The sequence below is a fragment of the Paenibacillus sp. GYB004 genome (genome assembly GCF_036577605.1).
GTDB lineage: Bacteria > Bacillota > Bacilli > Paenibacillales > NBRC-103111 > Paenibacillus_AB > Paenibacillus_AB oceani.
Map to the genome: position 1 here is coordinate 112,543 of NZ_JARBDB010000064.1, position 13,797 is coordinate 126,339.

Annotated in this window: 9 protein-coding genes; 5 read left to right on the top strand and 4 right to left on the bottom strand. The window is 58.0% G+C overall.

What is annotated here, in order from left to right; all coding sequences use genetic code 11:
* Nucleotides 1-53: 53 nt before the first annotated feature.
* The 3 genes from PV433_RS28910 to PV433_RS28920 are packed head-to-tail and all read right to left on the bottom strand — an operon-like array spanning nucleotide 54 to nucleotide 2,961.
* On the bottom strand, nucleotides 54-278 hold the full coding sequence (locus PV433_RS28910) for a hypothetical protein (RefSeq protein ID WP_332075473.1): 225 nt from the start codon (nucleotides 276-278) through the stop codon (nucleotides 54-56).
* The gene (locus tag PV433_RS28915) at nucleotides 275-1,504 is read right to left on the bottom strand and encodes a Ger(x)C family spore germination protein (protein ID WP_332075474.1); all 1,230 of its coding nucleotides are present in this window, start codon (nucleotides 1,502-1,504) and stop codon (nucleotides 275-277) included. The genes PV433_RS28910 and PV433_RS28915 overlap by 4 nt, the downstream gene beginning before the upstream one ends.
* A complete protein-coding gene (locus tag PV433_RS28920) occupies nucleotides 1,501-2,961 on the bottom strand; it encodes a spore germination protein (RefSeq protein ID WP_332075495.1) in 1,461 nt (486 codons plus the stop codon). Before PV433_RS28920 ends, PV433_RS28915 begins: the two co-directional genes overlap by 4 nt.
* A 345-nt stretch (nucleotides 2,962-3,306) precedes the next feature.
* Here PV433_RS28920 and PV433_RS28925 point away from each other — a divergent pair, with 345 nt between their 5' ends.
* Together PV433_RS28925 and PV433_RS28930 are read left to right on the top strand one after the other, a co-directional pair.
* Nucleotides 3,307-4,833: a DEAD/DEAH box helicase gene (locus PV433_RS28925; protein ID WP_332075475.1), complete on the top strand. Its 1,527-nt coding sequence runs from the start codon at nucleotides 3,307-3,309 to the stop codon at nucleotides 4,831-4,833.
* A gap of 474 nt (nucleotides 4,834-5,307) precedes the next feature.
* Complete coding sequence (locus tag PV433_RS28930; protein WP_332075476.1) at nucleotides 5,308-5,850, top strand: hypothetical protein; 543 nt, start codon at nucleotides 5,308-5,310, stop codon at nucleotides 5,848-5,850.
* 383 nt (nucleotides 5,851-6,233) lie between these two features.
* On the opposite strand, the gene PV433_RS28935 is transcribed toward PV433_RS28930, so the two are convergent.
* Nucleotides 6,234-7,805, bottom strand: coding sequence for an extracellular solute-binding protein (locus PV433_RS28935; RefSeq protein WP_332075477.1), 1,572 nt, complete (start codon nucleotides 7,803-7,805; stop codon nucleotides 6,234-6,236).
* Between the two features lie 241 nt (nucleotides 7,806-8,046).
* Here PV433_RS28935 and PV433_RS28940 point away from each other — a divergent pair, with 241 nt between their 5' ends.
* The 3 genes from PV433_RS28940 (at nucleotide 8,047) to PV433_RS28950 (ending at nucleotide 12,941) form a co-directional block, all read left to right on the top strand.
* Nucleotides 8,047-10,287: a helix-turn-helix domain-containing protein gene (locus tag PV433_RS28940; protein WP_332075478.1), complete on the top strand. Its 2,241-nt coding sequence runs from the start codon at nucleotides 8,047-8,049 to the stop codon at nucleotides 10,285-10,287.
* A 270-nt stretch (nucleotides 10,288-10,557) separates the two neighbouring features.
* Nucleotides 10,558-11,127: a hypothetical protein gene (locus tag PV433_RS28945; RefSeq protein WP_332075479.1), complete on the top strand. Its 570-nt coding sequence runs from the start codon at nucleotides 10,558-10,560 to the stop codon at nucleotides 11,125-11,127.
* Between the two features lie 293 nt (nucleotides 11,128-11,420).
* Nucleotides 11,421-12,941: an NTTRR-F1 domain gene (locus tag PV433_RS28950; RefSeq protein WP_332075480.1), complete on the top strand. Its 1,521-nt coding sequence runs from the start codon at nucleotides 11,421-11,423 to the stop codon at nucleotides 12,939-12,941.
* Nucleotides 12,942-13,797 lie beyond the last annotated feature (856 nt).

Consider the following 13,797-nt stretch of genomic DNA (forward strand, 5'->3'; position numbering starts at 1 on the left):
CCTCTTTCCCACGCCTGTACCCATCCCGTAAACGGGGGAGATGCCGGTTCGGGTCATTGAAGGTATTTCCCGAACGGCTTGAACATAATGTCGACCATACCCATCGGATTAGGCAGATCCGGGAAAGCGAGCAGCAGGACGGCAAGGCCCCAGCCCGCCCATACCAACGCCGCGAAAGCGATCCGTTCCTTCCGCCGGTAACGGTGCCGATGGGGCCGCTCGAAGAGATAAATCGCAGCCGATACCAGGCTGACCCCTACGATCGCACCCCAGTTCATGGATGACGCACCTCCTGTGGCGGCCTGATGGTTCCCGCACCCGACAGACCCTTCCTTTGAATCTTAACCTCCGCGTCTATGTCTACTTTTACTTGTGAGAACCGCTCCGCCCAGCCGTCTTTCGCGTTCCTCCACTCGGCAGGGTATTTGCGGTGGAAAGCTTCCGCAAAGCCCAAAACGTCCGATTTCATTTTCTTCTGCACGGTGGAGATCGTTTCTTCAAACCGGGCCTTCATATGTTCGCTGAAATCTTTCTCCAGCTCGACGATGAGTTGGGGATCGGAAAAATCAATTTGGGTCGTATTTTGCAGGATATCGCCCACCGTATACGATTTCACCCGGATCATCCACTGTCCTCCCTTAATTTGCGGGATCAGCTTCGTGCTGCCGCGGATCATCTTGATCGAGACGGTGCCGCGATCCGAGCGGGCTGGCGTTACGGTAACCGTCGACGAATCGACTTCGTTTCGGACCCACATCAGTCCCCGGGTGCTGCTGTCGTCTAGCGTTCCGATCATTTTATCCTCCTTGAATACGGCAGTTCCCCCCATATGAGGAATCAGCTCCAGATTTCCCTCGTTTTTGACGGGTTTCACGAGGTCGATCATCGGTAGGGCGGCCGCACCGGCTTCGTCGGCCAGCATCTGAGCCAAATCGATAATCGTAGATTTGATCCCGAGTTGAAGCTGCGCGAGATGTCGAAGCATTTCCGAAGCGTTCCGCTCCAGCGCGGGCTGCTTGCTCAGAATCTGTTTTGCCGGACCTTTGCTCACAAAAATGTCGGCATTGTCTCTCAGCTCCGGATTACGGATCAGGAAATCGAGATGGCTGCGCACGCCGTCCCTGGCTACCTCCTCGCTAATGATAAAAAGCTCGCCGTGTCCCCAAAAGATGCGCCGGGAAAACTTCTCCTGCATCTTGGACATTGCATCGGCTATCGTCGAGCCGACTTCGGACCTTACTACAATTGCATCGGAGCCTCCTCCGCCGGATTTGATTTCTCCCGACTGGCTGCCGCCGTCCGCTCTCGGATTGTACACCTGAACGGTGATTTCAATAAGATTGTCGCTTGCTTTATCGATGCCGGCCGCCATGATAATCCCTAAGCTGTTGGCTTCCTTTCTGTCCCAGCAGCCGGTCAGCTGGGACCCTGCCGCAAGGAGTAAAGCAAGCAGAACGATCCGCCCTGCTCCAACCCCTCCAAAGCCGAATACGGCCGTATTCACAAGCGTTCCTCTCCTTCGGGAGGCTCCGGTTTTTGTCCCGGAGGCTGTCTTCTGCTTTTGTTGCCTGCACCGGTTAACTTCGGTCTCGTATCCATCATCCAATGCGGCACGCGCAGCAGTACGTCTTTCAGGCCGCGGCTGTTCATAGGGGTGACGGGCGAAAGATACGGAACGCCGAACGATCGAAGCGAGCACAGATGGATGTATATAATGACGACTCCAAGCATCAGGCCGAGCAAACCGAGAATGCCCGCCAAAATCATAATCGGGAAGCGGAGGAGTCTAAGCGAAATCCCGATCGAAAAATGAGGGATCATAAATGAGGCGATCCCTGTAATCGCGACGACCATAACCATCGGCGACGAGACGAGCCCGGCAGCCGTCGCGGCCTGACCGATCACGAGAGCGCCGACGATGCTCACGGCGGCCCCCACCTGCTTCGGAAGCCGGACGCCCGCTTCGCGCAAGCCTTCGAACGTAATTTCCATCAGCAGCGCTTCCATCAGCGCGGGAAAAGGAATTTCCTCGCGGGATTTGGCGAGAGTCAGCAGCAGCTGGGAAGGAATCATTTCCTGATGATAAGTCACCACCGCCACATACAGGGACGGGGCGAGCAGCGCGACGCCGACGAAGAAAAATCGCAGCCACCGGATGGCCGAGGCGATCGTATACCGCTGGTAATAATCTTCGGGAGATTGGAGCAGGGCGGCCAGGGTCGTCGGTGCGATCAAAGCAAACGGGCTCCCGTCGACCATAATGACCACGCGTCCTTCCAGCAGAGCGGCCCCGGCCACGTCAGGCCTTTCCGTCGTGGCTAGCTGGGGGAAAGGGGATAGCGGGTTGTCTTCGATCCGTTCCTCGATATAGTTGCTCTCCAGGACGCCGTCGATGTCGATTTGCTCGATCCGGGTAACGGCTTCGTGAATGAGTCCGGGGTCGGCGATCCCTTCGATATAAGCGATGACGACCTTCGTTTGCGTATAACGTCCGATCGACATCGGCTTCATTTTGAGCTTGGGACTGCGGATTCGTCTCCGCAGCATCGACGTATTGACCTGCAGCGTTTCCGTAAACCCTTCTCGGGGGCCGCGGACGACGGATTCGGCCATCGGTTCGTCGATGTTCCGCTTTTCCCATTGGGCGAGCGCCAGCGCCGTCGCCGAATCGCTGCCATCGGTCAGAAGAACGGGGTTGCCGCCCGACACTTGCCCGAACAGCTCGGGGAAACGGGTCACTTCCGTCGTATGCGCTACAGTCAACAGGTCCCGGATAGGTAGCTCGTCCTTGAACTTATCCGGCTCGACCTGCATCAAAGGAAGCAGCACGTGCTGATCGATCAGCCCCGTATTGGTCAGGCCATCCGTATAGATAAGCACGGCGTTTCCGTTACCGCCGATCCGGAACGGGTGGAAGACGACATCCGCGCAATCGGCGTAGACCGCTTTCAGAATGTCCATATTTTCATCGAGTTTTGACGATAGCCCCGTCCGGGGCAGATCGCTGTCGATAGGATCGCTGCGTTGGCCGCCAGCCGGTCCGGAGTTCGGTTTCGATCTTATATACGTTCTAAACACGGACTTGACCTCCTCCCTCGATGTCGCGAACGACCGGATGTTCCGCCCCGGTATAGGTTTTACAGGCATCTTTATTCCCGGGAAACAGCGGATGCGCACCCTTATTTTGGGCAGAAACGAAGAAGATTAACCGGAACGGGGATATTCATAATCGGATTTGGGACAATCCTCGACATATGGTATAGTTTGAGAATACGAAACGATTACCGGAAATGAGGGACTATCGCAATGAAATCGACGTTCGAATCGCTTGGCATCCGTCAAACCATTGTCGAAACGTTAGCCAAGTACGGCATAGTCGAGCCGTCGCCGATCCAGGAGGAGGCGATCCCCGCCGCTCTGGAAGGACGCGACCTGTTCGGGCAATCGCAGACGGGAACCGGCAAAACGCTCGCTTATTTGCTGCCGATCCTGGAGAGGATCGATGCTTCGAACAAAGATTTGCAGGCGGTCGTGCTGGCGCCTACGAGGGAACTCGGCGTACAGATCGCCGCGGAGATCGAGAAGTACGGAGCGCCGGAAGGAATTCGCAGCCTGGCACTGATCGGCGGAGCCGCCATCAATCGTCAGATCGACCGGCTGAAGCAGCACCCGCATATCGTCGTCGGCACGCCGGGACGGGTCGCCGAGCTGATCCGGCTACGGAAAGTGAAGATGCATCTGGTCCGGACGATCGTCATCGACGAAGCGGACCAGATGTTCGCGCTCGGCGGGGCGAAGGAAGCCGAGGAAGTGGTCGATCGTGCGATGCGCGACCGGCAGCTGCTGTTTTTCTCCGCGACGCTTCCCGCCGAGGTGCGCCGGATGGCCGGCAAATGGATGCGGGAGCCGCTGGAGCTGAATATCGACCCGGAACAGCGGACGGCTGGCGGGATCGAGCATATTGTCTTCGTTTGTCAGGAACGCGACAAGGTCGATACGCTGCGCAGGCTGGTCCGGCTGTACGATCCGAAATCGTCGCTGGCGTTCGTCAACGACTTGGACATCATTGCCGAAGTCGCCGCCAAGTTGCAGCATGCAGGACTGTCGGCGGACGCCCTGTACGGCGACGCCCCCAAGCAGGAGAGGACGACACTGCTGGCCAAGTTCCGGACCGGAAAGCTGCGCACGCTGGTCGCGACCGATGTCGCCGCCAGAGGGCTTGATATCGAAGGGTTGACGCATGTCTTCCATCTTCAGCCGGCGCTGGATGCCGATCATTACGTGCATAGAGCGGGACGTACCGGACGGATGGGACGCAGCGGATGGTCCGTCTCGATCGTTACGGAGCAGGAAATGTTCATTATCCGCAAGTTCGAGAAGCAGCTTGGCATCGTCATCCAGCAGAAGGCGATGTACAAGGGGAAAGTGGTCGAGCCTCACGAGGTTCGCAGCGGCGCCGAACGGACAGGGACGAAGGAGCGGACGTCCGGAGGACGGAGCCGTGGGGCGGGCGATGAGGCCCGCGTGTCCGAGAACCGTCCCGGCGGAAAAGCGGAGAAGCGCGAGCCTGCTGCCGGGCGGACTTCCGGCGTCGCTCAGCCGGAATCTGCCGTTGTGCGGAAGTCTCCGGCGGAAGGAGCGTCGCTTCGTTCCACAACCGGCGGTTTCCGTTCGCTTGGCGCCGCAAGTCTGCGGAACGAGCGGGAAAAGTCAGTCCCGCCGAGACCGGCCGCCGCAGGCAAAGAGCGGGCTGGCGAGCGGGATCGCGACCGTAAAAACAAAGGAGCTCCTCGCTGGCTGAAAGAGAAGCGTGACCGGGATCCGTCTACCTAAGCAGTATGTGCTGCGCTACGTGTATGGTTGCTCCCGGAAACGCCGCGACTGCCGTCTGAGTTAACTTTATAAGGAGCCTCGGCGACTGAATAAAGGTCTTTTGCGGCTCTTATTTTTCGGAAAAAGTCGATTCCCTGGCGTATAAGAGCGGTTGGAAGCTCTTAATTATGGCGATAGGCGCGGGATAACCGAACTTTATGAGAAATAGAGGATACAATCGAGGCTGTCGATTCATTATGGACAACCAAGTGGAAAGGGAAAAGATTACCTTCTGGCGAGTTTTGTCTGGAATCCCCCACCTTACAATCCTTATTCAATCAAGGGATTCCGGACAACCTGTTTGAGTAGAAGAAGGTAACTTTTCACTTGGAACGGCCTGCTAACACTTCTACACAATGAATCGGCAGGCTCACAATCATTGCAGTAAGCGGCGAACGGCGGACGTCAAACTGCCGGTTTTGGGAGTGGGAGAGTTTGGTTCGAAGATCGTTATTCCTTTTATTAGCCGTTCTGGTGCTGCTCGCAGCGGCGGCCGGCGCCGCGGTATGGTACGCGAAGCCGCAGGAGAAGCTGGACTTGGCTTATCGCCCCGTATCGATTGTGGATAAAGCGCTGGACATGCTCCAACTCCGGAAGCTTGAAGTCCGGCTCAGCGAGCAGGAGTTAAACGATGTATTGAAGAAAAAGCTGTCCGAGCAGCCGCAGCTCCGCCCGAACGTGACGATCGAAGGTGCCCGTTTCGAGCAGCGGGGCGACCGGCTGACCGCGCATGTCAACATTAGGACGGCAGCGAACGTCAAGGTTGGAGCCGCTCTCGATTTCGCGTTGGAATGGCGGTCCCCCGACCTGATCGTCCGCCATACCGCCACCCGTATCCGCGACTGGAGCGTGCCGTCCTCGTGGCTGCAGCTGGAGCCGATTGTGGTCCCGATCAGCGACGGGCTGCCCCCGCTGATCGCGATCAGGGAGATCCGGTTCGATCCGGACGGCATTGTCGTAGCGCTCAAGCTGCCTTAATTCGCTACCGGAAGAGCGGTGCGCGAAATCCCCTCAGCCGGATAGGAGCTTGCGGCAGACTGTATATATGCTAGGCAACAAGGGGCGGTCCCAAAAGGTTTCGCACCACACGGGAACGTCCCTTGTTCCAAACAAAAGGACCTCAAAATCCACGGTAACGTGGAGGCTGAGGTCCTTTTTCACAAAGACAATCGGATCTAGCGGGACTCCAAAAATCGCAAGATGACTTATGAGACACCCTCATCTTGATGCCGGTGCAACACAGATAGAATCGTGTGCCTTAAACTGGCATGGGATAGCCGAACGCAGAACCGTAAAATCGTAGAACCGCAAAACCGGCTTATAGTTTAAGGCACGACGACGCTGCACTGCATACCAGATGCTTACTTCCCGAGACCCGCCGCCTTGATTTGCGCCGCATACGCTTCGAACAGCTTGCTGCCGCTGTATTTGTTCATCAGCTCTTCGCGGTAGGCCGGCCAGTTTTTGCCCGACTTGTCTTCGAACACGGCTTTGGCCTGCAGCTCGCGCTGGCGTTTGCGGAACGCGGCCAGGTCGAACCCGGACGGAGGCGTCAGGCTGGTGCCGATATACGGAGCGGAAGGGATCGCGGCGAGTGTTTTGGCGATTTCCCGGTCGCGGTCGGTCTCTCTCGGATCGACTACGGTCAGACCGAATATATTCGGTGTGTTCGGGGTGAAGAAGTCCCAGATCGTCAGCCAGTCGCCTTTTTTCACGATCTCTTCCTGAATCACTTCCGGTTTGAGCGTAATCGTTTTGCCGTTTTTCGTATAATGCTTGTTCTCGACGCCGTAGTGGGTCAGCAGGAACCCTTCCTCGCCGGCCAGCCAATCGAGAATCTCGGTGATCCGTTTGACTTTGTCCGGATTTTTCTCGACCACATTTTTGTGGAACAGGAACGGCGATCCCGGAGCGATGCCCGACTGCAGCGGCTTGTCGCCGAACGGCGTGAACGGCACCCAGTTCGCGTTCGGGAATATCGCCTTCGATTTGCTTTGCAGGCTTTGCGGGTTGGAGTCGTAAGCGAAATCTTTGGTCGTCCCCAACACGACGCCGATCTTGCCTTGAGCGGCCTTATCGACATGCTGAGTCGTTTTGTTCAGGAACCAGTCCGGATCGACCAGTCCTTCCCCGATCACTTTCGAGATGTCCGTCAGGACGCCTTCCACGCGAGGATCGGTTTGCGTATCTTTGAACTCGCCGTTTTCCAGGAAGCTGGCGAAGATGAGACCGTTCTTGTGATATTCCGGCCAGTCCAGCCCGATCCCGTCGCCCCCGGCGGACAAGGAGAAGCCATACGTATCTTTTTTGCCGTTGCCGTCCGGATCGTTGTTCGTAAAAGCGCGCAGCACGTTTACATATTCGTCGTACGTCTTCGGAACTTGCAGGTTCAGTTTGTCCAGCCAGTCTTTGCGAATATACCAGGCGCGGTAAATCTCCTTGTTGTACGGAATGGGCGCGCGGACGAACTGATTGTGCACCTGATAACGCTGAAGCGTCGTTTCATCGACCCAATATTTGAAATAGTTCGGCATCGCCTGCGGAGTAACGAATTTGCTAACATCGCCGAGCAAACCGTCCAGCGCGTACTTTTGGCCTCCGTCGCCGTTGGCGTCGCGCCACATATCGGGCGGATCGTTGGAGGTGAGGTAGGCGTTGATTTTACTATTGTAATCCGCCCCCGGAGTCATATACTCCACTTGAAGCTTCACGTTGAACTTCTGCTCGATCGTCTTCTTGACGAAATCTTCCTGCTCGGAAGGAAGCTGCGCATTGTTCGTCCCGTCGATAAAGATACGGATCGGCATAGCGGGCGCTTGGCCTTCGGCATTCAGTCCGGCACCCGGCTTGGTCGTCTCTTCCTTGGAGCCGCAAGCGGCCAGGAGGCTGCCTGCCAGCACAATCGCCGTCCCTGCTTTCCATAATCGTTTCATGCCTCGTTCATCCCCTTTTCTTGGTCTCGTGTTGGTCCGTTACTTGCACCCTGATCGTACCCGGCGCCGGATCGCTTTGGAAATAGACGGTTTTTGCGGCATGAATCATTTTTGATGCGCTTCCGGTGAGGCTTGACGGGGGAACGTGTATAGGAAATAATAACGGTATCTATCCGATTTGTAAATTGGTAAGCGGTTTCAAATATACGCACATGTTACGTTCGAAAGGGGCTGGATAGGGATGCGTAAAAACTGGTTTTACCGTTTGCTGTTTTCGTATATGCCCGTTTTTATCGCCGTGTGCGTCACGCTGCTGCTGATCACGTTCGTCAGCGTCCGGCAGCTGTCCGACAAGTCCGCGATCAAGTCGAACGAGGCTGTAGTGCGAAATGCGGTACAACTGATCGAGCAGTCGCTGCGGGCGATCGAAAATGCCATGTACGACACTGTATCGACGGATGCGAGAGTGGCTGCCTTTTATGACGGCAGCGATCCGTCTTATGCAGGCGCCTACCCGGCCGCTTTGGCGCTTGGCAATCTGAAGTCCCGGATGCCGCTGCTGCATTCGTTATATTTGTACCGGCCCGAAGATCATACAGTATTAATGCCGACCAGTATTAGCAGGCTGGAGAGCTTTCCCGATCAGGCTTACATCGAACGGGTCTATAACTCGGACCGCAGGTACACCTGGGGCGATCTGCGTCCGTTGGACGAGACGACGCTTGCAGGTAAGCGGGCGGACGTCGTCTCGCTGTCCAAAATATCCGATTTGCGGACGACCGGTCTTCTCGTCGCGAATATCGACGTATCGTCCTTGCAAACGTTGCTGTCCGATTCGACGGATACGTCTACGGGGTATTTGGAGATTACCGGCGCGGATGGCGCGGTGATCGCGAATACTAGCGGTGCGAAAGCGCGCGCGGGCCAGCAGGAGCGCAAGAAGCTCGTTACCGCCGAGATGCCCTACACCGGCTGGAAAATCGAGGGAGGCTTGCTGCAGCCGGGCATTTTCGGCTGGGTGTCGCAAGTGTTGTACGTATCGGTATCGCTCGGGGTGATCTGTGTAGCGTCCGGTCTCGTCTGGATGATCTTCGTCACGAGGCGGCATTACCGGCCCGTGGAATCGCTGGTGAGGCAGATCAGCGTGTTTTCGGCCAAAAGATCGGCTATTTTGTCGCCGGCACCCGGCAAGCGCGACGAGTTCCAGACGATCGGTCTGGCACTGGACAGTTTATGGGATCAGTCCAACCGGCTGAGCCGCGAAAATGAGGAGAACCGGCGCTTCAGGAAAACGTTTCTGTTCCGCCGTCTAGCGGAAGGGCGTACTGTTGCGGCGTCCCGGGAAGCGCTGCGCGAAGCGGAGCAGCTCGGCTTGTGGGCGGATGAGGGGATGGCGTCAGCCGTTGTCGTCGAGATCGACCGCTTTTTCGTAAACGTATGCCGCAATTATACCGATCCGGACAGGCAGCTGTTGAAGTACGCCCTGCAATCGGCTGCTGAAGAGACGGTGAGAGGAGCCGGCTTCCCGGTATGGACCGATTGGCTTGGGGAACACCGGCTGGGCATCATGATCGGGCATAGGGGCGACTCGGCAGCGGGCAGTCAGGCGGAGGTGCCGCTCGAGAGGCTGCGCAGCTGGGCGGAGGCGAGTCTGCCTTTCACAGTGACGATTGGCGTAGGAGCGGCCGCGCTGCGGATCGAGGAGATATCGCGTTCTTTTCAGACGGCTAGCGAGGCGCTTGCGTACAAAGTGCCGCTCGGCTTGAACCGGCTGATCCGGTTTCGGGATCTTCCCGAAGGCGGGCGACCGGAAATCGTGGCGGAGCTCCAGAGAATTAAAGAAATCAGCCGCGCGTTCCGGATGGGAGAGCCCGGGTGGCGGGAGGAATGGTCGCTGCTGCTGGCTTCGATGCAAGGCGGCTCGCTCGGCGGCGAGCAGATCCGGCATTTGCTGTTCGTGCTGCTGTACCATGTGCAGAGGGAAATGATCGAGCTGCCGGCCGAGCTCCAATCGGCGTGGCTGGCTGAAAGCGGGAAGCTCGAGGACGCGCTGAAGGAAGGGGAGACGCTTGCGGAAATCGACGCGGCGCTTACCGCCGTCTTCGACGCGGTCGGCGAACGGCTGCTGCAGTGGCGCGAGTCCAGAAACAACCGGAACGTGCTGCAAGAGGTCAAAACGTACATCGACGCCAACTATGCCGATCCCGGCTTATCCCAGGCGATGCTGGGAGACGAATTCCGGCTTCATCCGACGTCGATCAGCAGGCTGTTCAAGGAAGAGTTCGGCGTCAAGTTTGTCGACTACGTCAACTCGGTCCGGATCGAGCAGGCGATGCGGCTGATGGAGCAGACGGAGCTGCCTGTGCAGGACATTGCCGAGAAGGTCGGGTTTGTACACAGCCAGACGTTTATTAAAATATTCAAGAAATGTACGGGATACACCCCCGGCGCTTACCGCAAGGAGAAGACCGGAGCCGGTTAGCGGCTGCTTGATTACAAGCGGCGGATGTTGCAGCAGGGGGACTAACGAAGCCGGCAAAATTTGTGAACCGGGGGAGCACGGGGATCGGGGGATCAGGGCAGGATAACGCGCAGAACGGGGAGCCGGCTCCTTCCTATTGGAGCGGCCGGGGCTTATTCTTTGTTGTTCGGCGGAGCATTAACCGGAAAGTCTCCGTCTCCGGAACGATGCGGAACCGGGACTGTTTTGGTACACTAGGGGGCGGTAGCAGGAGGAGGCGAGGAACGTAATATGAATGCGATCGGCCAATTTGCGGTACCCCTGGTGGTTATTGCTTTTATCATGTACAGAAGAACGAAGCGGAGTATCGGGTTCCAGAAGCTGTCCGTCCGCCGGATGAAAGTCCGGCTCGGCTTTTTTGCTTTTGCGGCGCTGATGCTTCTGCTGCTGGCGCTGAAACACCCCGTTATGCTGATCGGGTACGCGGCCGGCGTGATCGGCGGACTGGTCCTCGCCCGTTATGCGGAGCGTCATTTCGTGACGGAGCGGCGCCACGGCGAGCTGTTTTTCCGTACGCACATCGGGATCGAGTCGACGGTGCTGGCGTTGTTTCTGGGCCGGATCGTTTACCGTTTTATCGAAGTGGCGATGATGGGGGATTTCGGTGCGAACATGCCGCAGGACCCCGTCATGATGACGAAAGATCCGATTACAGGGGGCATTGTTTTCGTCATCATTTCGTATTACTTTGCTTATTACTTGTTCGTGATCCGCAGCGCCACTACGCTAAACAGTGAAGCTGCGGATTCACCGGACGCGGCCGATTCTTTGCCGCCCGGGAGTACCGGATCAAGCACGTGACTGAGCCGCTTCCGCCCGGGTATGCTGCAGATGGCGGGGAATGTCTCAAGTACCGCACAGCTTTGAACAAAGACGCTTCCAAGTTCCTCGCCAGCCGTGGGCCTGGAGCGTTTTTTGTTGTTTCGGAAATGTGGAGTCGAGTAGAGGGCGGCGGGCCGCTATTCGGCGAACGTCACCGGATCATTTTGGGGCTGCATATCCAAGCAAAAAGCCGCCTGAATGCATACGGTGTATTCAAGTCAGTTTATTCTTCGCAAGACGGATCATCATTATGAAAATCGAGGTGGCGATCAGTGGCGATTGAGCTGCAAAATAAAATTGTAAACGGCTCGTTCGAATCCGGCTTTGCCCCATGGAGCGGAGGCAGTGTCGTTTTAAGTCCTTTGTCGAAGGAGGGAAGCCAGAGCGCTCTTCTGCTGGGAGGCGTAGCTCCGGCTTTTATCCAGCAATCGGTGCCGGCCAGCCCGGGTGACGGGATGCAGTTGTCGGTATCGCTGGCTAAAACCCAGCCGGGGTCCAGCCCGGCGGTATCGATCTCTGTCTCGTATCTGGATGCGGGATTGAATTTTCTCGGTACCGGGCTGCTGCTGTCCGTACCTGCCGGGTTCTTTACCGATTTTCAGACGATTTCGTGGCAAGTTTTCGAAGGGGTAACGGCAGCGGCTCCGCTGGCGACTGCCTTCGCGCAGGTTACGATCAGCCGTTCCCCGCTCGCAGGGTCGAGCGGCATCCTGATTGACGAAGTCATCCTGCTGGCTGCGGCGGGCACGAGCGGAGCGACCGGGCCGTCCGGACCGGCGGGACCGACCGGGGAATCCGGCGCTGCAGGCGTAACCGGGCCTACCGGAGCTACCGGCACGACCGGAGCGACGGGGCCGTCGGGCGGACCGGCCGGACCTACGGGAGTCACCGGAGCGACAGGACCTTCCGGCGGGCCGCCGGGACCGACAGGCGCGACTGGTGAGACGGGAGCGACCGGAGAAACAGGCGCAACGGGAGCCACCGGCGCGGGAACTGCCGGAGCGACAGGCGAGACAGGTGCGACCGGAGAGACGGGAGCCACCGGTGCAACGGGAGCGACGGGCGGCGGCACGACCGGTGCGACGGGCACGACCGGTGCGGCAGGTGCAGCCGGCTCCACCGGAGCGACGGGTCCCACAGGGCTTGCCGGGGCCACCGGCGCCACCGGTGTTACGGGCGCAACGGGGGCGCAGGGAAGCACCGGAGCGGTCGGAGTCACGGGAGCTACGGGAGGGACCGGTCCCGCTGGCGCGGCGGGGATTACGGGGGCTACCGGAGCCACCGGTGCTACCGGATTAACGGGACCAAATGTGGCCGTAGACGGCTATTCCGTTTTCCTGTCGACCTTATCCACATCCGCCAGCACGCAGTTGATCGGGTGGACGGCGACCGCTCCTTATTACAACACGACAACGTTCAACCAGACGAACGGTAATTTCACCGTGCCGACTACAGGCAGATATTCGATTAAAGCGACGATCAACTATTCCACGACAGCGGCTATCACGGTTACATTGGGGGCCGGGGTGAATCCTGCGTTCATCGTCCGCAGAACGTCCCCCATCGCTACGGACTTGATCAGCGGCGTGTTCCCGATTCTGAACGTCAACCTGGCGCTCGTCTTAACGTTGCGGGCCGTTCTGGGAAGCGGGGCCGTTACGCTGGCCGGCGACGTATCGCTGAATGCGGGCGATGTGGTCGGATTATTTTATGAGGCGAACGGCCTGACGCTTGCGCTGAACCTGGGAGGCGCTACGGGCGGTATCGTATGGTCCGTTCATCGAATTTTATAAGATGCGGCTGTGATCAGCCGAGGACTACAAGGGGCTTGCGATTCGCCATTCGGCGGGCGCCGGCCCTTTGTTTGAGAACGAGAAGTGCAGTAAATCGCTCATCGAGAGGAGCCGTTTTCGGCTTTCTGCGCTGCTCATAGCGGGGGAGTGAGGGAGGAGCCGGATAAGAGCGGTTTGTACCTGCTATTTTCTCGGAAAACCGGTTTGAACACGGAATAAGAGCGGTTTGGGCCCGCTATTATTCGCCATAAGGGTGCGGACCTCACCAGGTGGCTGAAATAAGGGGTGCAAACCGCCTCTATTCGTCTCTGTCATCCCCATAGGCCGAAAATAGGAGGTGTCAAAGACTCTTATTTTGTGCTAGCCCCGGACGCATACGCATGATCTGATCCGCAAATTCGATCAGCAGCTGACCGCAAGAAGAAGTTTAGGGACTTCTACCAAGTCGTGACGTGTACCCCGAAGTTGGGACAGGTACCGCGAAGTCGGGGCAGGTACTCCGAAGTCGAACTGGAGCCCCGGTCGGGGACGTGTACCCCGAGGTTGAACGGGTGCCACCAAGTCGAGGACGTGTACCAAGAAGTCGGACGGGAGCCACCAAGTCGTGACGTGTACCCCGAAGTTGGGACAGGTACCGCGAAGTCGGGGCAGGTACTCCGAAGTCGAACTGGAGCCCCAGTCGGGGACGTGTACCACCAACTCGAACATGTATCAAGTCGGCAGGTACGACTTACCCACTCGAGCGGATCCCACAAAACCTCATCAACGAGCGGCGGAGCCGGGTTCCCCATTCCTTCCCGCGCACCTACGTGCGCATTAGCATGTCACAAAAACCGTCCGGACGCCTGACCGGACG